Raw genomic sequence first — 18705 nt, forward strand, 5'->3', positions numbered from 1 at the left:
CATGACGGCTGAGACTGACATGATGCCTGCCGTGCCGTCCGCGCGGCGTCAGATCGGCGTGGAGACCGGCGGTGTCGTCGCCGTCCTGTTCAGCTTGCGCTCGCGCCAGATGACGTAGAGGCCGGAGGCGATGATGATGGCGATGCCGAGCCATTTTACGGCATCCGGCAGGTGGCCGAACACGAACCAGCCGAGGATCGTCGCCGAGACGATCTCCAGATATTGCAGCGGGGCGAGCGTGGAGGCGGGGGCCGAGCGATAGGCATAGACGCCGAGAACGCCGGCAACGGTGGCGGCGACGGCGGCGCCGGCGATGTAGAGCGTGTTGGCCATGTCGGGCACGATAGGCGTCAGGATGGCGATGCCGAGCCTGCCGCCGGCAAGAAGCAGCAGGCCGGAAAACAGCGCGCCCCAGAGGCCCGCATAGAACTGCATGGACCAGGGATCCTCCTTCTGGGCGACGAGCCGGGTGAGGAGGAAGAACAGCGCGAGCGAGAAGGCCGCCACGATCGGCAGCAGCGCGATGGGGCCGACCTCCTGCAGGCTCGGCTGGATGACCAGCAGCGAGCCGAGGAAGCCGACGCCGCAGGCCGTGTAGCGCCGCCAGCCGATCGTCTCCTTCAGGAAGATCGAGCCGAGGATGGTCAGGATGATCGGCTCGACGAAGAAGATGGCGATGGCGTCGGCCACCTCCATGACGGCGAGCGGCGTGACGAAGGCGATCATGGTGATCGCCATCAGCAGGCCGCGGGCGGCATGCAGGCCCATCTTCCGGACGGTCACGTCGAGGAGCGTGCCGCGCAGGAGGCAGATCGGCCCCAGCACGGTCATCTGGAAGAGCAGGCGCACGAAGGTGATCTCCGTCGCCGGCACGGCGGTGACCGCGAGCTTGGCGAAGATGTCGATGATCGGCGAGATGAGCACCGAGAGCACCATGAGGACGAGCCCGAGGCCGACCTCGTTGCGCAGCGGCGTGATGGTGGCGGATGTGGTCATGCGTGTTCCGGTGCGCGGGTCCGTTCGCCGGCCACAAGCCGGCACCAGCCGGCGAAGGCGTCGACGGCGGGCTCGCGCAGATGCCGGCTCTCCTTGAGCGTTTCGTGACGCATGCCGCGATAGACCGTTGTGGTGACGTCCTCAAGCCGCGATTTCTTCAGTCGCCTCGCGAAGGCGTGGATTGCCCGGCCGTAATCCGTCGCCGGGTCCTCTTCTCCGCCGGCAAGATGGACCGGCAGCCGCCCCGGCAGGCGGGAGAGCCCTTGCCCCGCGGCGCCGGCGAATGTGACGGCGAAGATGTCGATCCACATCGAGACGTTGACGTCGAAGCCGCAATCGGGATCGGCGACATAGGCGTCCACCTCGGCGGGATCGTGCGACAGCCAGTCGAAATCCGTGCGGCGGTTCGCGATGGAGCGGCCCCAGGCCGCGAAAGTGAGGCGCGGCAGCACGCCGCTCGGCACGTCCGATCCCTTCAGCATGCGCTCCACGGCCAGAACGGCCTGTGCCACGCGCCCGGAAAGCCCCGGCGCGAGATTGGAATTCCACACGGCGAGGGCGTCGATGGCGCCGGGATGCGCCTCGGCGAAGGCGAGCGCCAGGAGCCCGCCCATCGAATGGCCGAAGAGCACGACCGGCAGGCCGGGATGGCGCGCGGCGGCATGGTCGCGCACCGCGCGCATGTCCGCCACCACTTTTGAAATGCCGTTCTTCGGCGCGAACTGGCCGCGCGGGGCATCCGGCGCGGTGGTGAGGCCATGGCCGCGATGGTCGTGGGTATGGACATGGAACCCCTCGGACGCCATGCGCGCGGCAAAATCCGCATAACGCGCGCTGTGCTCGGCAAGGCCGTGGCTGATCAGGAGGATGCCGCGGGCGGCGCCCCGGGCGGGCTCGTGCCGCAGCGCGAGGGTCGCCCCGCTGGGGCTTTGCAGCGTCGAAGCCTGCGAAAACACCGGTCCGTCCTCCGTTTCGGCAAGGTCAACGCGATTTGCCCTTGAAAGACAACGGGATGCGGCGTGTATTTTTCATTTTCCTCCCGCATGTCGCGATTTTTCCGATTGGTGGTTGCATTTTCCGGATTATTGGTTGTATATGATCTTGTTTTGTTCTTGTTCGGGAGCCGGTCATGACGACCAATGCCGCACTGACTTTCAAAGCCGCCCTTTCCCTCGCCGTCCTCTGCCTCGTCCTGCTCGCCGGTTCCCGGCCCGCCGCCGCCCAGTCGGTGCCGGCGGACGGGAGCGGGCGTGAAATCCTCTCCGTCGGCTGGCAGGCCGGCTATTGCACCGCCCGGCCGAAGAGCCGCGGCTGCGCGGATTTTTCCGCGAGCGCGCCGGCCGCCCGGCAGTTCTCGCTGCTCGACCGTTTCCAGCTGCGCAGGACCTATTGCGGCATCGAGGCGGCGCTCAAGCAGCGGGCGCGCAAGGGCAAGTGGACGGAGCTGCCGGATATCGCGCTCGCCGCCGCCACCAAGACGCGCCTGGCGGCGGCGATGCCCGCCGCGCGCCTCGGCCTCGACCGGCGGCAATGGCTGCGCAGCGGCAGCTGCATCGCCGCCTCGCCGGAGGTCTATTACGGCCGCTCGCTCGACCTGCTCGACGCGCTCAACGCCTCGCCGGTGCGCACGCTCTTCACGCGGAAGGCCGGGGCGGCGCTCACCCTTGCGGAAGTCCGTGCCGCCTTCGACGCCGCCTTCGGGGCGGGCGCCGGCGAGCGGGTGCGCCTTGCCTGCCGCAAGACGGACGGCGGTCCGGTCGTCACCGGCCTCACCATCGGCCTTGCCGGCGACGCGCCGACGCTGGCGGGGCTGATCGCCGCCGCATCCCCGACGAAATCCCGCTGTACCGAAGGCGTGACGGGCGGAGGGCAGGCGGGATAGGGCCTTGCGCAGGCCCCGCAGGACGCGGCCGGGTTTTCGGCCTTCGGGGCGAAGCGGCTTTCTCACATTGCCGCGGGCGGAGAATTCGCCTACATAGCGGGCAAATTCGTCCGATCCGGAGCACGTTTGCATGGCACGTCAATTCATCTATCACATGTCGGGGCTCAACAAGGCCTACGGGGCCAAGAAAATCCTCGAGAACGTCAACCTGTCCTTCTATCCCGATGCCAAGATCGGCATCCTCGGCCCGAACGGCGCGGGTAAGTCGACGGTGCTGCGCATCATCGCCGGCCAGGACAAGGAATATACCGGCGAAGCCTGGCTCGCCGACGGCGCGACCGTCGGCTACCTGGAGCAGGAGCCGAAGCTCGACCCGGCCAAGACCGCCTTCGAGAACGTCATGGTGGGCGTCGCCGACAAGACCGCCATCATCGACCGCTACAACGAGCTGATGATGAACTATTCCGACGAGACGGCCGACGAGGGCGCGAAACTCCAGGACGTCATCGACAGCCAGAACCTGTGGGACCTGGAGCAGCAGGTCGAGATGGCGATGGAGGCGCTGCGCTGCCCGCCGAAGGATGCCGACGTCACGACGCTGTCGGGCGGCGAACGCCGCCGCATCGCGCTCTGCCGCCTGCTGCTGTCGCAGCCGGACCTGCTGCTGCTCGACGAACCGACCAACCATCTCGACGCCGAGACCATCGCCTGGCTCGAAAAGCACCTGCGCGACTATCCGGGCGCCGTGATGATGATCACCCACGACCGCTACTTCCTCGACAACGTGACGGGCTGGATCCTCGAGCTCGACCGCGGCCGCGGCATTCCCTACGAAGGCAACTACTCCGCCTACCTGCAGGCCAAGGCCAAGCGCATGAAGCAGGAAAGCCGCGAGGAAGCCGGCCGCCAGAAGGCGCTGTCGCGCGAGCAGGAATGGATCGCCTCCAGCCCGAAGGCCCGCCAGGCGAAGTCCAAGGCCCGCATCAAGGCCTACGAACAGCTGGTCGATGCGGCGGAAAACATCCGGCCCGGCGACGCCCAGATCATCATCCCGGTCTCCGAGCGTCTCGGCAACGTGGTGATCGAGCTGGAAGGCGTCAAGAAGGGCTTTGACGGCCGGACGCTGATCAACGACCTGTCGATCAAGCTGCCGCCGGGCGGTATCGTCGGCATCATCGGCCCGAACGGCGCCGGCAAGTCGACGCTGTTCAAGATGATCACCGGCCAGGAACAGCCCGATAGCGGCTCGATCCGCATCGGCGATACCGTGCACCTCGGCTATGTCGACCAGAGCCGCGACGCGCTCGACGGCAACAAGACGGTCTGGGAGGAAATCTCCGGCGGCGCCGAGGTCATCAAGCTCGGCAAGTTCGACATGAACTCGCGTGCCTATTGCGGCGCCTTCAACTTCAAGGGCGGCGACCAGCAGCAGAAGGTCGGCAACCTGTCGGGCGGCCAGCGCAACCGCGTGCATCTTGCCAAGATGCTGAAGGCCGGCGGCAACGTTCTGCTGCTCGACGAACCGACCAACGACCTGGACACGGAAACGCTGGGGGCGCTCGAAAGCGCGCTTGAGAGCTTCGCCGGCTGCGCGATCATCATCAGCCACGATCGCATGTTCCTCGACCGTCTCGCGACCCATATCCTGGCCTTCGAGGGCGACGGCCATGTCGAATGGTTCGAAGGCAATTTCGAGGATTACGAAGAGGACAAGGTTCGCCGGCTCGGCCCCGATGCTCTCAACCCCGGCAGCCAGGCCTACAAGCGCCTGACGCGCTGAGGCAAGGCATCCCCGCACCCCTTGAGAAACCCCGGCTTGCCGGGGTTTTTCTTTGGGCCTGTTGATGGGAAGATCGGCGACACGGATTTACCCTTGCGCGACACGGGTTAATCACATAAACATATCTTTATGTCTTGATTGGATAAGCCATGGGCGACATGCAGAAACTCGGACTGGACGACATCGTGGAGATCCTGAAGGCGGCGGGCGAACCGACGCGCCTTCGCCTTCTCGCGCTGCTTGCGCACGGCGACCTGACCGTGACCGACCTGACCGATATCCTCGGCCAGTCCCAGCCGCGCATCTCGCGCCACCTGAAGCTGCTTGCCGAGGCCGCGCTCGTCGATCGCTACCAGGAGGGCGCCTGGGCCTTCTTCCGGCTGAGCCAGGGGGGCGCGGCCGTCGCGCTCGTCCGCCGCCTGCTGGATGCCGCCGACCCGGCGGACGCGGTTTTCGCGCGCGACGACGAGCGGCTGCGGGTGCTCAAGAAGATCCGCGCCGACAAGGCGCAGGCCTATTTCAGCCGCAACGCCGCCGAATGGGACGCCGTGCGCCGCCTGCATGTCAGCGAGGCCGAGGTGGAGGCCAAGCTCGCCGAGATGATCGGCACGGAGCCGGTCGACGGCTTCCTCGATCTCGGCACGGGCACGGGGCGCATCCTGCAGCTTTTCGAAGGGCTCTACCAGCGCGGCGTCGGCGTCGATGCCAGCCGCGACATGCTGGCCGTCGCGCGCGCCAATCTCGACCGCGCCGGCATCACCAAGGCCTCGATCCGCCACGGCGACATCTTCAACCTGCCGCTGGAGCGCGACGAATTCGACGTGGTGACGATCCACCAGGTGCTGCACTTCCTCGACGAGCCCGAGGCGGCGGTGGCCGAGGCCGCGCGCATGCTCGCGCCTGGCGGGCGCCTTGCCATCATCGACCTCGCTCCGCACGCGCTGGAGCACCTGCGCGACGAGCACGCCCATATCCGCCTCGGCTTCTCGCACCAGACCCTTGCCGAATGGCTGGAGAAGGCGGGGCTCGCCATCGAGGAGATCGTCGATCTCAAGCCCGCGCATTCGGCCGCCGATGCGCTGACCGTCACCATCTGGCTAGCCCGCGACCAGCGCGAGCGGGCGGCCGGCACCGTTGCCATCCGCAGGAGGAGTTGACATGAACCCGGCGACCGCCATCCCAGCCCGCAAGGACATCCGCCTGTCTTTCGAATTCTTCCCGCCGAAATCGGCGGAGGCCGAAGGCCAGCTGTGGGAGACGGCCGCCGCGCTTTCGGCCTATGATCCGGGCTTCATGTCGGTCACTTACGGCGCCGGCGGCTCCACCAAGGCGCCGACGCTCGCCACCGTCCGCCGGCTTCTGGCGATGGGCCTGCCGGCCGCCTCGCACCTCACCTGCGTCGGGGCGACGAAGGAGGAGGTGCACGCCGTCGTCGCCGAGTTCCAGGCGGCCGGCGTCAGGCATTTCGTGGCGCTGCGCGGCGACCCGCCGGGCGGCGTCGGCACGGCCTACCGGCCGCATCCGGGCGGCTATGCCAATGCGGCCGAGCTGACCGCCGGGCTGCGCAGCCTTGCCGATTTCGAGATCTCCGTCTCCGCCTATCCGGAAAAGCATCCGCAGAGCCCGGACGTCGCCGCCGATATCGACATGCTCAAGCGCAAGGTGGATGCCGGCGCGACGCGGGCGCTCACCCAGTTCTTCTTCGAGAACGACGATTTCGAGCGCTACCTGGAGCGCGTGCGCAAGGCCGGCATCGCGATCCCGGTCGTGCCGGGCGTCCTGCCGGTGCACAACCTCTCCCAGGTGCAGAAGTTCGCCGGCCTGTGCGGGGCGTCCGTGCCCGGCTGGCTCGCCGAGCGGCTGGCGCCCTTCGACGACCGCCCGCAGGAGCGCGCGGCAGTGGCGATCGACCTTGCCGCCCGGCAGGTGGAGGATCTCATCGCCCGCGGCGTCGGCGAGTTCCATTTCTACACGATGAACCGTGCCACACTGGTCTCGGCCGTCTGCGATCGCGTCGGCTTTGCCCGCATCGCGCGCCGCGCGACGGGCGCGGCCGCCTGACCGGCGTCGCCCGGTGAAACCTGTGCCCGAAACGAAAATGCATGGCGCCGTCTCCGGGGCCATGCATCTTTCTCAAATAGGCTTCGGCAGGGTTTGTTGCTTTTATCCCTGACCTCCCGGACTGCGCTTTGATCGCCTTCAGATGAAGATCATCGTTGCGATGAAGAGGAACGCGGCACTGATCATCAGAACATTCAAGGAATGTGTGAGTCCCATGGCTACCTCCTTGCGTTTACGGTGCGATATTACGACCGAAAAAAGCGTGTTGGAAAGGTGTTTTGTTGCTGCGTTGCAACATCAGCCCGTCGACGGGCCTTTATTCACAACGCTAACCTGCTGAATTTCCTCCTTTATTGTGGATGCCACAAAAAAATCGCAATCCCTACCGGATGACGAATGCCGACATTGTTCATTTACCAGTGTGGCGCAAGTCGGGCACGCAATTCGGCAGATTGCCGTGAAACGGCCGGCGCGGCGCTTTGTTCCCGGCTTTTTCAGGGCGCGCGCAGGCGGGCGAACAGCCGGCCGTCGAGCACGACGAGGCCGAGGAGAACCAGCGCCATGCCGAGCATGCCGAGCGGCGTCAGGCTCTCGCCGAGGAACAGCATGCCGGCGAGGATGGCGCTCGGCGGCACGAGCAGCGTGACGAGCGAAGTGTTGGTGGCGCCGGCCACCGCCATGATTCGGAAGAACAGGATGTAGCCGTAGGCCGTCGAGACGAGCGCCAGCGCCAGCACCGCGAGGATGGCCGGAAGCGGCGGCAGGGCCAGCTGCCAGGGCGTGTCGAGGGCGAAGGAGACGGGCAGCATCAGCAGGGTCGACGCGGTGAGCTGGCCGGCGGCGATGACCGGCGGGGCAGTGCCGCGGAAGCGCTTGCCGTAGGTCGCGGCAAAGCCGTAGGAGACGGCGGCGAGCACCGGCAGCACGACCGCCCAGAGCGGCGGGCCGCTGTCACCGGTAAAGGGGGCGAGCGCGCGCGGGCCGATCAGCACCGCGGTGCCGACAAGGCCGATCAGGCAGCCGGCGATCTTCTCCGGCGAGAGCTTCTCGTCGAGCGTGAACCGGTTGGCGATGAGCACGGTGAAGATCGGCGTCGTCGCGTTGAGGATGGAGGCGAGCCCCGCGCCGATCTGCGTCTGGCCGAGGAAGATCAGCATGTGCGGTACGGCATTGTTGATGAGGCCGAGCAGCAGGAATTCGCGCCAGCGGGCGCGTAGCGTCGCATAGACGTCGAACCGGCCGGCAATATAGAGATGCAGCGCGAGGGCGGCGATGCCGACGCGCAGCAGCACGAGCGTGGCCGGCGGCACATGGCCGACGGCGACGCGGGCGAAGAAGAACGAGCCGCCCCAGATCATGCCGAGCAGCGCGAGCAGGCCCCAGGTCCCGGCGCTCATGCGCGTTGCCGTCGCTCGCTGTTCCATTTTCTCTCTCCCGGGCATCCGCCGCCCGCCGGCGATGCGCCAGCCGGCGCGGGCAAGAGACGAAACGGCGACCTGGTTCCGACCGGGCCGCCGCTCTGGGTCTCTTCCTGCCTATAGCACCGCGGCGCGGCGGTGCCACCCGATTTCCGTCAGAGGGCGGAAAGCAGCGTCCGGGTCGCCCAGCCGTCGGCGGGCAGGCCGAGGCGCAGCTGTTCCTTCTGGATCGCGGCACGCGTGCCGGAGCCGAGGATGCCGTCGATCTTGCCGACGTCGTGGCCGAGGCCCTGCAGCTTGGTCTGGAGCTGCTTCATGTCGTCCTCGGAAAGGCCTTCCTCCGGCGTGCCGCGCTCATAGGGCGGGGCGCCGGCAAGACGGGTGGCGAAATAGGCGGCCGAGGTCGTGTAGATGAACGACTGGTTCCATTCGAGATAGATGTTGAAGTTCGGATAGGTGATGAAGGCCGGGCCCTTGCGGCCCTGCGGCAGCACCAGCGCGGCCTCCAGGTTGCCGAAGGAGGTGTCGCCGTCGCGCGGCGTCACGCCGAGCGCGAACCAGTCGGCGGCCTTCATGCCCGGCTGCAGGCCGGACTTCTCGAAGGGCAGAATGTCGGGCACGGAGACCTCCTGGATCCAGGGCTGGCCCTTCACGAAGCCGAGATGCTGGATGAACTTGGCGGCCGTCAGGATGGCGTCCGGCGAAGACTGCTTGACGTTGACATGATTGTCGCCGTCGCCGTCGATGCCGAATTCGATGATGTCCTTCGGCAGCATCTGCACCTGGCCGACTTCGCCGGCCCAGGCGCCCGTCGTGCCGTTCGGGTCGAGGTCGCCGTGGCCGACCATCTCGATGGCGGAGAGAAGCTGCGGGCGGAAGAGTTCCGGCCGGCGGCAATCGTGCGAGAGCGTCACCAGCGCGTTGCGGGTGTTGAAATCGCCCTGCACGGCGCCGAAATCGGTCTCCATCGCCCAGAAGGCGGCGATGATCGGGCCTGGCACGCCGAATTCCTGTTCGGCGCGCTCGAAGACCGGGGCGAGGTCCTTCAGCTTCTTGCGGCCGATATCGAGGCGCGACTGGCTGACCGTGCGCTTGGAGAATTCGAGGAAGGTCTGGCGGAAGACGCCCTGGGCACGGTCGCGCGAGAGCACCTTCTGGTCGATGGCGGCGCCGGCGAGCGCCCGGTCGGCGACCTCGGCGGAAACGCCGCGCGTCAGCGCCTCGGCCTTCACGCCCTGGAGGAAGGCGTCGAAATCGCCGCCGCAGGCCGCCGTCGACTGGGCATGGGCGCTGCCGGCGAGAAGAAGGGCCGCAAGCCCCGCCGCAAATTTCGTCTTCAGGTTTAGCCGCATCTCGAATGCTCCTTGGTCCGTTGCTGGCCCGGCTGTCTCAGATGAATGTGACCGAAGCAAGAAGAAAAAGGCGGCCGCGCTGCGCCGCCACCCTTTTCATGCGATTGTGCCTTTCGGGCGACTTTGCCGCTCCGCCGGTCAGCGGGAAACCGTCCTGACCCAGCTGTTCCAGTTCTTCGCGGAGCCGGCGAAGACGTTGATGTCCGTATCGCCCGCTATGCCCGGCACGACGCCCGTCGAGGTGTACTGCCAGAAGGCCCATTTGCGCGTCGAATAGATGTTTTCCGGGTGTTCGGCCACCGCGCGCAGCCAGAAGGGATAGCCCGCGAAATGACCGACGAGGTTGTCGCGGTGGAAGTCGACCGTCGTGTAGATGATCGGCCGCTTGCCGTAGTGCTTTTCCAGGCGGTCCATGAAGCGTTGCAGGGCCGTGCGCACCTCGTCCGCCGGCGGGCGGATCCTGCAGGTCGGCGAGGCCGGGTTCCACTCGGCATCCAGCACGGGCGGGAGCTGCACGGCCTCCTTCGGCACGTTGGCGATGAACCAGTCGGCCTGGGCATCGGCGGTCGAGCAGAAATAGTAGAAATGATAGGGTGCGTGCGCCACGCCCGCCGCGCGCGCGCCGCGCCAATATTCGGCAAAGCGGCTGTCGAGGCGGTCGGTTCCCTCGGTCGCCTTCAGGAAGGCGAAGGAGACGCCGCTCTTCTTCACAGCCGGCCAGTCGATGTCGCCGTTCCACTTGGAAACGTCGATGCCGTGGATGTCGTGGCGGTGCGGATTGCGCGTGCCGAAATCCTGCGGGTCCTTGTCGTCGAAACGCGGCGGAACGGACGCGGTCGACACGAGGTCGTAGTCGGTGGTGGAACAGGACGAGGCGAGAAGGGCGAGGGGCATGAGAGCCAGAATGAGCCGACGCATGGAGGTCCCGTTGTTGCGCGTTTCCTAATCCTGCCTCGAACGGGGCGGGTCGTAAAGAGAGGACGCGCGAGACGGATCGAAGACCACTCGCATATTTCCGTAAAATTACGGTTAGCGGGCCGTTAAGCCGGGTGGGCGAAGGCCCCTGTCCACTCGGCGGGGGCAGGGGCCTTCGGCCGCGTCAGAACTTCATGCTGACGCCGAGCATGATCGAATGCGAATCGAGGTCGCCGCTACGGCCGGCGGCATCGAAGATGTCGGAATCGCCGTAGTCGGTGTAGCGGTACTCAAGGCGCCCCGCCACCGTGTCGGTGAAGGCCTGCTCCACGCCCGCGCCGACCGTCCAGCCGTGGGCCGTGTCCTTCTCCTTCACGCCGGTGTCGCGGTTTTCGAGTTCCGCCCGGGTGAAGGCCCAGCCGCCCGTGCCGTAGACCAGCGTTCGGTCGAAGGCATAGCCGAGGCGCGCACGCACCGAGCCGCCCCAGTTCGTTTCCGCCTCGTAGCGCGTGCCGCCGGAGGAGAAGCGCTCGTTGTTGAAGTCGTGCTTGATGTCGGCTTCGACGCCGTAGACCCAGCCGTTGTTGAAGAAATTGTAGCCGGCATAGGCGCCGAGCGCGAAATCGTCGAGGCCTTCGTCTATGGCGGGCGCCGGGCCGCCGGAACTGGCATTCGTCCAGGCGTAGCCGGTGTTCACGCCGACATAGAAGCCGCCCCAGTCATAGACGCCGGCGGCCGTCTCGACGATCGGCGTTCCCACCGGCGGCTCGGCAATGGTCATGTCGGCGGCAAAGGCCGGGAGCGCGCCGGCCGCGACGAGGATGCCCGCGGCACCGAAAATCATGGATTTCATCTGATGGTCCTTCCCACTCGGATACTCGCACGAAGCCCCACGCACGAATGACAACAGGTTTCGAACGTCCGACCGCCGCGAAGGTTCCGAAGAAAAGGAATCCCCTTGAATCTTGGGGGGAATGCCAACCTCTTCTTAACACTCTGTCATTCTTTGTCCGCTAGAAACATCCGCGAGGCCGGCATCGGCCCGACGCACCCGGTTGTCATGATAACAACGCTTTAGGGTTACATGATGTTGAAAACCTTGTTGCCGAGGATCGAGCAGCGCTATGCGCTGGCGGGATCGGTTTTCGGAGCCTTCCTGCCGACCCTCTGCCTTGCCGCCGGCCGGCTCCTGCCCGCCGATATGCAGGCGGGCCCCTTCGGTTTTTCCGCTACCTCGCCGCGGCGTTCGCGCTGATGCCCGTCGCCTTCGGTGCCGGCTTCTACCAGGTCGGCCGCTCCAAGGCGCAGCTTGCCGCCGAACGGGGCCTGCGTCGCAGGACGGAGCGCCGGCTGACGCGCGATGCCCATCACGACCGGCTGACGGGCCTTGCCAACCGTTCCCGCCTGGAGCGCGATATCCAGGCGATTGTCGGGAACAGTCGGTCGGCGGACCGGCCCGCGCTGCTGCTGCTCGACCTCGACCGCTTCAAGTTCGTCAACGACAGCCTCGGCCATGACGTGGGCGATGCGCTGCTGGCGGCGATCGCCGGGCGGCTGCGCCGCGCGCTGCGCGCGGCGGCGGGCGTCTACCGGCTCGGCGGCGACGAATTCGTCGTGACGATCGCCGGGCGGCCTTCCGACGGCAAGGTCGAGAATGTCTGCCGCACGATCTGCGACCTCTTCGCCGAACCGTTCGATGTAAGGTGCCACCGGGTCGCCAGCGGCTGCAGCATCGGCGTGACCTTCCTGGAGGCGGGCGATACGTCCATGTCCGAACCCCTCGCGCGGGCCGATCACGCGCTTTACGAGGCGAAGGCGATGCCCGGCAGCGGCTTCCGCTTCTTCGATGCGGCGCTGGCGGCAGAGGTGGAGGCCCGCGCGGCCGTCGAGGAGGACCTTGCGCGGGCGATGCGTGCCGACGAGTTCTTCCTCGAATACCAGCCGATCGTCAACGTGGAGAGCGGCGCGGTGCGCGCCTTCGAGGCGCTGCTGCGCTGGCGGCATCCCGAAAAGGGGCGGATCATGCCGGACCTTTTCCTTCCGGCGGCGAAAAGGACCGGCCTCATCCTGCCGCTCGGCGGCTGGGTCGTGCGCGAGGCCTGCCGCGAGGCGGCGCGCTGGCCGGCGCCCGCGGGCGTCTCCATCAATGTCGTCGGCGAGCAGTTCAGGGACCGCGCCTTCGTCGGCCATGTCAAGGCGTGCCTCAGGGAGACGGGGCTTGCGCCGGTGCGGCTGACGATCGAGGTGGCCGAATCGGTCTTCTCGGTCGATGCGGCGGTGATCCGCGAAAGCCTTTCGGAGCTGCGCAGCCACGGTGTGCGCGTGGCGCTCGACGATTTCGGCATCGGCTTCTCCTCGATCAACACCCTGAGCGCCTTCCCGATCGACCAGTTGAAGATCGACCGGTCCGTCACGCGGGCCATGATGGAGAGCAGGCGGGACGCCGACCTCGTCGATATCATCCTGAAGCTCGGCCGGACGTTCCAGGTGACGACGACGGTTGAGGGCATCGAATCGGAGGACCAGCTCGACTTCATCCGCCAGCGCGGCGCCTGCGAGGCGCAAGGCTACCTGATATCGGCGCCGATGGCCGGGCCCGAGGTGGCGTGCCTGCTTGCGCAAACCGACGACCGGCTTTCCGCATGACTGCGAAATGACTTTCCATGACAGGCAAATCCTGATTGTCTCGGGGCACGAAGGAGAGGCCGGTATGAGACGATATTACAGGTTTGCCGCCTGGACGCTTTCCCTCCTTTCCCTCGTCGTGCTGGTGGGGGCGAGCTGGCTCATCGTATCGCCGCCCGCGCTGCTCAGCGTCGGCGCCGGCTATGCCGCCAAGATCGTCTGCTCCAGCGTCTTCGTTTCCGGCCGCGATCCGGGAGAGGCGCTGGCCGAGGACGTGCAGGCGCCCGGCCATCCGCTCCTCAGGCTCATGCGGCAGGATGTCGACCTTGCCGGCAAGACGGTGACGACGCGCCTCCTCGGCCTCTTCGCGCCGGGCCATGCCGTCTGGCATGAGGGTTTCGGCTGCGCCGGCGTGCCGGATGGCGATTTCGAGGCCGCGCGGCAGGCGGTGTCCGATGTGGCCCTGCCGGAAATCCCGCCCGGCGATCCGGCCGTCGCCTGGCCCGAAGGCGAGGCGGTGAGCGAGGATGCACGCATCGCCGCCCTGCTCGAAGACCCGGCGCTTGCCGGTCCCGGCATGCGCGCGATCGTCGTCGTGCATGACGGGCGCATCCTCGCGGAGGCCTATGGGGAGGGTTTTTCCAAGACGGTGCCGCTGCTCGGCTGGTCGATGACGAAGACGGTCAATGCGGCGCTGATCGGCCGGCTGATGCTGGCCGGGGCGCTTGCGCCGGGCATGGACGGTCTCTTCCCGGAATGGCGCGGCGACGCACGCGCAAAAATCACGCTCGTTCAGCTTCTCGCCATGGAAAGCGGACTGGCCTTCAACGAGAGCTACGGCAGCGTGACAGACGTCACGCGCATGCTGTTCCTCGAGCCGGACATGTCGCGCTTCGCGCTGTCGCTGCCGCTCGAAGCCAATCCGGGCGAGCGCTTCACCTATTCCAGCGGTACGGCGGTGATCCTGTCGCGCCTCTGGATGGGCGCGCTCGGCGGGCGCGGGGAGGCGCTGTCCTTCCCGGCGCGGGGGCTGTTCGCGCCGCTCGGCATGGCGAGCGCCGTGCTGGAGCCGGACGAGACGGGCATCTTCGTCGGTTCCTCCTACATGTACGCGACGGCGCGCGACTGGGCGCGTTTCGCGCTCTTCCTGCTGGAGGACGGGGTGTGGAAGGGCGAGCGGCTGCTGCCGGCCGGCTTCGTCGGAGCCATGGCGATGCCGACCAAGGCCTCCGGCGGCGCCTACAGCCACATGCAGACCTGGGCGAAGGGGCCGGGCGAGACGAGCGACGCGGATTACGGCCTGCCGGACGACGCGTTCTGGATCCTCGGCCATGACGGCCAGTCGGCCGCCGTCATCCCCTCGAAGGGGCTTGCGGTGATCCGGCTGGGGCTGACGCCGTCGAAACTCGGCTATCGGCCCCAGCCGCTGGTGAAGGGCGTCCTCGACATCCTGGACGCAGGCAAGCTTGAGGCCGGTCAGGCGCCGACCTGAGCGACCCAGTCGTTGAGGTTGTAGGTGTTGGAGATGCGCGCCACCTTGCCGTCGCGGATTTCGAAGAAGGCGCCGGCGGGCAGCACATAGGTCTGGCCGTTGGCCTCCGGCAGGCCCTCGTCGGTGGCGAGGTACTGGCCGTTGACGGTGAATTCGGCCGCGCCGCGCGTGCCGTCGTCGTTCGACATGATGACCATGTCCGTCAGCGTCTCGCGGTAGCTGCGGTTCATGTGCGCCATGAAATCGCGGAAGGCGTCCTTGCCGACCTGGCGGCCGCCCTGGTTGATGTCGTGGATGACGTCCTCGTGCAGGAGGTCGAAGAAGGCCTCCATGTCTTGCCTGTTGAAAGCGTCGTAATAGGCGCGGATCGTCTCTTTTGCCGGCATGTCATCCCTCATATCGTTGTCTTCCGGGCAAGGCCCGTCCGCCTTATAGCATTGTTCAAATTCTTGGGAACATTCACGCGATCATGCAGATCAAGATTGTCCATGGCACGGCGGTGACGCCGCATATCGCCGATCTCGCGCGCCTGCGCATCTCGGTCTTCCGCGCCTTCCCCTATCTCTACGAGGGCAGCGAGGATTACGAGGCCTCCTATCTTGCGACCTATGCGCAATCGCCCGAAAGCCTCTTCGTGCTGGCGCTGGACGGCGAGCGCATCGTCGGCGCCTCGACGGGCGTGCCGATGACGGATGCGTCCGAGGTTTTCCGCGCGCCCTTCGCCGCCGCGGGCGTCGATCCGGCGACGGTGTTCTATTTCGGCGAATCCGTGCTGCTCTCCGCCTATCGGGGCAGGGGGCTCGGCGTGCGGTTCTTCGAGGAGCGCGAGGCCTATGCCCGCCGCCTCGGCCGTTTTGACTGGTGCGCCTTCTGCGCCGTCGATCGCCCGGCGGATCACCCGCTGCGGCCGGCAGATTATGTTCCGCTCGATGAATTCTGGGGAAAGCGCGGCTATGAACGGCGCGTCGATTTGCGCACCATGCTCGCCTGGCAGGATATCGGCGAGGCTGAGGAGACGGAAAAGCCGATGACGTTCTGGCTGAAGGCGGCGCGCTGAAGGGCGCGCCGGAACCTTACCTCAGGCCGGTCTCGTCGAGCAGGCCCTTGCGCTTGGCATGGTAGTAATAGCCGGCCGCATAGAGGCGCACGGCGCCGTCATTCTTGTCGTCGGCCACCATCCAGGCGCCGCGCAGGTACTTTCCGGCATATTTGATGTTCGTCTCGGCGTCGAACAGGCCTTCGGCGGGGCCTTCGTAGCCCATGCTCCTGGCGGTCGCGTACTTGATCTGCATCAGGCCGTAATGGCCGCGGTTGTAGGCCTTCGGATTGTAGGTGCTCTCACGCTTGACGACGCGGTGCAGCAGCGATTCCGGGATGCCGTAGATCGCGGCATATTTGGAGATGATCGCGTCGATCGGCGTGCCGGATTTCTTGAAGGGCTGCTCGGCCTGCGGAACGAGGAGGCGGGTCTGCGTCGTCAGGACGGCATTCTGGACAAGGGCGGGCTTTGCCATCGGCACGATCTTGCGGCTGGCGACGAGCTGTTCGAGGCCTTCCGGCTCGCCGCTGTCGAAGCCCGGCTCCATGACGGAAACGCCGATGACGGTGTCGTCGCCCTGCGCCGCGCTTGCGACGTCGTTGCCGGCAAGCGCGGCGGTTGCCGCGGCGGCGCCCGTCACGGGCTTGGCCTCGGCGAGGGCCGAGACGGGGACGCCGGCCGTATCGCCCGCGACGGCGATCGGCGTCGGCAGGGCCTCGGACGTATTCTCCGTACCGGGCTTGGCGGCGGGCAGGGCGGCATAGGCGACGTCCGTCGTCGTCCCGTCGGCGGCGGCGATGTCCGTGGTCTGCGCCGGTGCGGGCGTCACGGTCCTGGCGGAGGTCGCGTCGTCGGCGACGCTGGCGCAGCCGGCAAGGGTCGCAAGAAGGCCCGCGCAGGCGAGCGCTGCAATGCGCGCCGGACGGGAAACGGGGGTATCGGCCATGGTCGTCGCTCTCGGTTTGCCGGGGTGCGCGGGCGCCGGAACGCCTCGTGTCTTTGCAAATCAATCGGCCGGGGCCGTGCCCGTCCATAGCCGATCGGGCGCGAAGCGGCAACCCGTAGGCTTGGCCATGCCTCAGGCGGTGGCCCGCTTGAGGCCCGCGGTCAGCAGTCCGGCGCCGATCAGCAGCGTGCCGCCGGTGCGGTTGACGACCTTCTGGACCGATGGCTTGCGGATGGTTTTCCGCGCGGCGGAGGCGAGCAGGGCGTAGGAGAAGGCGTTGAGCGTGGCGAGCACGAGGAAGGTGACCTCGAAGATCGCCATCTGCGGCAGGACGGGCCGCGAGAGGTCGAGGAACTGCGGCAGGAAGGCGACGAAGAAGACGATGCTCTTCGGGTTCAGCGCCGTCACCACATAGGCATGGGCGAAGATGCGGAAAGGCCTTTCCTCCGCCGGCGACGCCCCCTCGGGGCCGGCCGCGACGGGCGCGCGCCACAATTTTATGCCGAGCCAGACGAGATAGGCCGCGCCCGCCCATTTCAGCACGGTGAAGACCGCCGCCGAGGTGGCGAGCAGCGCGCCGAGGCCGAGCATGGAGGCGGTCATGGCGGTGAAATCGCCGAGCGCGACGCCGGCGACGGTGGCGCCCGCCGTGCGGCGGCCGTGGCCGAGTGCATAGGAGATCACGAGGAGGATCGTCGGGCCCGGAATGGCCAGCATGACGGCGGAGGCGGCGGCGAAGGCAAGCCAATGTTCGAAGGACATGAAAACTCCCCGGACCGAGTGCGATCCGGGGAGCAAGCCATTACGGATTTTCGCCGTCAAGCGGCGTTTTTGCGCCGGAAGGCGTTATGCCGCCGTCTTCCACTTCTGGCCGATGGTGTCCATCACCTCGCCGAACCATTTTGCCGAGGTGTCGAAATGCTTGCCGCCCTTGATGCGCGGGAACTCGATGGTGCGCAGCTTGCCGCCCTGGCCCTCGTCGTGGCCGGTCACGCCCGAGACCTTGTTGAGCGCGCTTTCGACGGCAAGGTCGGTCATGCTCTGGATGAGGCGCAGGTCGTCGCGGTTGGCGGGGGCCGAGCGGGCATAGTAGCCCGACTTCTGCACCATGGCGCGCTCGGCGCCGAGCAGGGCGGCGAACTGCTTGGAGAACCAGTTGCCGACATTGATCGTGTCGATCTTCACATGGCCGAAGGCATCGCGCTTGACGGTCTCGCCGGCGGCTTCCCGCTCGGAGACGATGGCGTCGAGGCAGGCGCCTTCCGAGACGAACAGCGTGACGAAGCCGGCGCGGTCCATGATGCCCCTCAGGCGCTCGGCCTCGGCTTCCAGGTTGAAGTCCAGTTCCGGCAGGTAGAGGCCGTCGATGTTCTTCAGCTGCTTGTTCATCATGAAGCCGTCGACATAGTCGTTGCCGCTGGTCTTCTGGATATAGGCCCTCGCCGTTGCGGCGGTGAGCCAGCCGCAATGGCGGCCCATCACCTCGTGCACGACGAGGGTCTTGGGCGCGGCGCTCTGCTCGTTGCTGACATGGTCGAAGAAGCCGGCGCCGACTTCGGCGGCCGTCCAGGCGCCGAGCGACTGGCGGATCGGCACGACGTCGTTGTCGACCGTCTTCGGCAGGCCGACGACGGTGAGGTTGTAGCCGTTGGCGCCGAGATAGGCGGCAAGGTCGGCCGCCGTCGTGTTGGTGTCGTCGCCGCCGATCGTGTGCAGGATGGTGATGCCGTCCTTGGCGAGCCGCTCGGCCGCCACGCGCAGCGGGTTCTCGCCTTCCTTCACGAGGCCGCGCTTCACGCAGTCGGCGGCGTTCGTCAGCTTGACGCGGCTGTTGCCGATCGGCGAGCCGCCGTAGCGGTGGAGGAGGGGTGCCTTCTCGCGCATGTCCTTCGTGATCTCGATGCGATCGGCGAGCAGCAGGCCCTGGTAGCCCGAGCGATAAGCGACGAGCTCGATGTCGGGTGCGACGTCGCTGTAGCGCTCGATGAGGCCCCCGACGGCGGACGACAGGCAGGGCGCGAGCCCGCCCGCGGTCAGCATTGCGACTTTCTGCTTGGCCATGATTCCTCCTCGGCGTCAGCCCGTCTCGATGGTGCAGTTGCTCTAGCGCAGAATCCCCGGCAGGGGAACGGCGCGGTGAACTTATCCGCATTCGATGACGGATCGATCCTCGTGCGCGCGAGGCGGAAATTCCGCCCG

General features: G+C 67.0%; 18 protein-coding genes. 8 read left to right on the forward strand and 10 right to left on the reverse strand.

The window, feature by feature from the left end:
• Positions 1 to 48 precede the first annotated feature (48 nt).
• A complete protein-coding gene (locus AB3G45_RS13115) occupies positions 49 to 996 on the reverse strand; it encodes a DMT family transporter (RefSeq protein WP_367830979.1) in 948 nt (315 codons plus the stop codon).
• A complete protein-coding gene (locus tag AB3G45_RS13120) occupies positions 993 to 1952 on the reverse strand; it encodes an alpha/beta fold hydrolase (protein ID WP_367830980.1) in 960 nt (319 codons plus the stop codon). Before AB3G45_RS13120 ends, AB3G45_RS13115 begins: the two co-directional genes overlap by 4 nt.
• 173 nt (positions 1953 to 2125) lie before the next feature.
• Here AB3G45_RS13120 and AB3G45_RS13125 point away from each other — a divergent pair, with 173 nt between their 5' ends.
• From AB3G45_RS13125 to metF, 4 genes are all read left to right on the forward strand, one after another.
• A complete protein-coding gene (locus AB3G45_RS13125; RefSeq protein WP_367830981.1) occupies positions 2126 to 2878 on the forward strand; it encodes a ribonuclease in 753 nt (250 codons plus the stop codon).
• Positions 2879 to 3008: 130 nt separating this feature from the next.
• Positions 3009 to 4658, forward strand: coding sequence for an energy-dependent translational throttle protein EttA (ettA, locus tag AB3G45_RS13130; RefSeq protein WP_367830982.1), 1650 nt, complete (start codon positions 3009 to 3011; stop codon positions 4656 to 4658).
• A gap of 149 nt (positions 4659 to 4807) precedes the next feature.
• On the forward strand, positions 4808 to 5815 hold the full coding sequence (locus tag AB3G45_RS13135) for an ArsR/SmtB family transcription factor (protein ID WP_367830983.1): 1008 nt from the start codon (positions 4808 to 4810) through the stop codon (positions 5813 to 5815).
• A gap of 1 nt (position 5816) precedes the next feature.
• Positions 5817 to 6719, forward strand: a complete 903-nt coding sequence (gene metF, locus AB3G45_RS13140) for a methylenetetrahydrofolate reductase [NAD(P)H] (RefSeq protein ID WP_367830984.1) — start codon at positions 5817 to 5819, stop codon at positions 6717 to 6719.
• A 494-nt stretch (positions 6720 to 7213) separates the two neighbouring features.
• Here the strand turns inward: metF and AB3G45_RS13145 are convergent, their stop codons facing one another.
• From AB3G45_RS13145 to AB3G45_RS13160, 4 genes are all read right to left on the reverse strand, one after another.
• Positions 7214 to 8143 (reverse strand): DMT family transporter, encoded by a 930-nt coding sequence (locus AB3G45_RS13145; protein ID WP_367830985.1) that lies wholly within the window; start codon positions 8141 to 8143, stop codon positions 7214 to 7216.
• Positions 8144 to 8292: 149 nt separating this feature from the next.
• Complete coding sequence (locus AB3G45_RS13150; protein ID WP_367830986.1) at positions 8293 to 9489, reverse strand: lytic murein transglycosylase; 1197 nt, start codon at positions 9487 to 9489, stop codon at positions 8293 to 8295.
• Between the two features lie 138 nt (positions 9490 to 9627).
• Positions 9628 to 10407, reverse strand: coding sequence for a GH25 family lysozyme (locus tag AB3G45_RS13155; protein ID WP_367830987.1), 780 nt, complete (start codon positions 10405 to 10407; stop codon positions 9628 to 9630).
• Between the two features lie 181 nt (positions 10408 to 10588).
• The gene (locus AB3G45_RS13160) at positions 10589 to 11257 is read right to left on the reverse strand and encodes an outer membrane protein (protein ID WP_367830988.1); all 669 of its coding nucleotides are present in this window, start codon (positions 11255 to 11257) and stop codon (positions 10589 to 10591) included.
• A 234-nt stretch (positions 11258 to 11491) separates the two neighbouring features.
• On the opposite strand from AB3G45_RS13160, the gene AB3G45_RS13165 reads away from it, so the two are divergent.
• The 3 genes from AB3G45_RS13165 (at position 11492) to AB3G45_RS13175 (ending at position 14521) form a co-directional block, all read left to right on the forward strand.
• The gene (locus AB3G45_RS13165) at positions 11492 to 11659 is read left to right on the forward strand and encodes a hypothetical protein (protein ID WP_367830989.1); all 168 of its coding nucleotides are present in this window, start codon (positions 11492 to 11494) and stop codon (positions 11657 to 11659) included.
• On the forward strand, positions 11659 to 13050 hold the full coding sequence (locus AB3G45_RS13170) for a putative bifunctional diguanylate cyclase/phosphodiesterase (RefSeq protein WP_367830990.1): 1392 nt from the start codon (positions 11659 to 11661) through the stop codon (positions 13048 to 13050). Before AB3G45_RS13165 ends, AB3G45_RS13170 begins: the two co-directional genes overlap by 1 nt.
• Before the next feature lie 64 nt (positions 13051 to 13114).
• The gene (locus AB3G45_RS13175) at positions 13115 to 14521 is read left to right on the forward strand and encodes a serine hydrolase domain-containing protein (RefSeq protein ID WP_367830991.1); all 1407 of its coding nucleotides are present in this window, start codon (positions 13115 to 13117) and stop codon (positions 14519 to 14521) included.
• Here the strand turns inward: AB3G45_RS13175 and AB3G45_RS13180 are convergent.
• A complete protein-coding gene (locus AB3G45_RS13180) occupies positions 14506 to 14907 on the reverse strand; it encodes a ketosteroid isomerase-related protein (RefSeq protein WP_367830992.1) in 402 nt (133 codons plus the stop codon). The two genes, AB3G45_RS13175 and AB3G45_RS13180, sit on opposite strands and share 16 nt — an antisense overlap.
• Positions 14908 to 14990: 83 nt before the next feature.
• Between AB3G45_RS13180 and AB3G45_RS13185 the strand changes: the two genes are divergently transcribed.
• Complete coding sequence (locus AB3G45_RS13185) at positions 14991 to 15578, forward strand: GNAT family N-acetyltransferase (protein WP_367830993.1); 588 nt, start codon at positions 14991 to 14993, stop codon at positions 15576 to 15578.
• A gap of 16 nt (positions 15579 to 15594) precedes the next feature.
• On the opposite strand, the gene AB3G45_RS13190 is transcribed toward AB3G45_RS13185, so the two are convergent.
• The 3 genes from AB3G45_RS13190 to AB3G45_RS13200 all read right to left on the reverse strand — a co-directional run bounded on the left by AB3G45_RS13190 (position 15595) and on the right by AB3G45_RS13200 (position 18567).
• The gene (locus AB3G45_RS13190; RefSeq protein WP_367830994.1) at positions 15595 to 16506 is read right to left on the reverse strand and encodes a transglycosylase SLT domain-containing protein; all 912 of its coding nucleotides are present in this window, start codon (positions 16504 to 16506) and stop codon (positions 15595 to 15597) included.
• Between the two features lie 132 nt (positions 16507 to 16638).
• Entirely contained in the window at positions 16639 to 17268 is a 630-nt protein-coding gene (locus AB3G45_RS13195; protein WP_367830995.1) for a LysE family translocator, read from the reverse strand.
• Between the two features lie 84 nt (positions 17269 to 17352).
• Entirely contained in the window at positions 17353 to 18567 is a 1215-nt protein-coding gene (locus AB3G45_RS13200) for a pyrophosphate--fructose-6-phosphate 1-phosphotransferase (protein ID WP_367830996.1), read from the reverse strand.
• Between the last annotated feature and the right edge of the window lie 138 nt (positions 18568 to 18705).

Origin of the sequence: Shinella sp. S4-D37, assembly GCF_040812195.1 — a bacterium.
GTDB lineage: Bacteria > Pseudomonadota > Alphaproteobacteria > Rhizobiales > Rhizobiaceae > Shinella.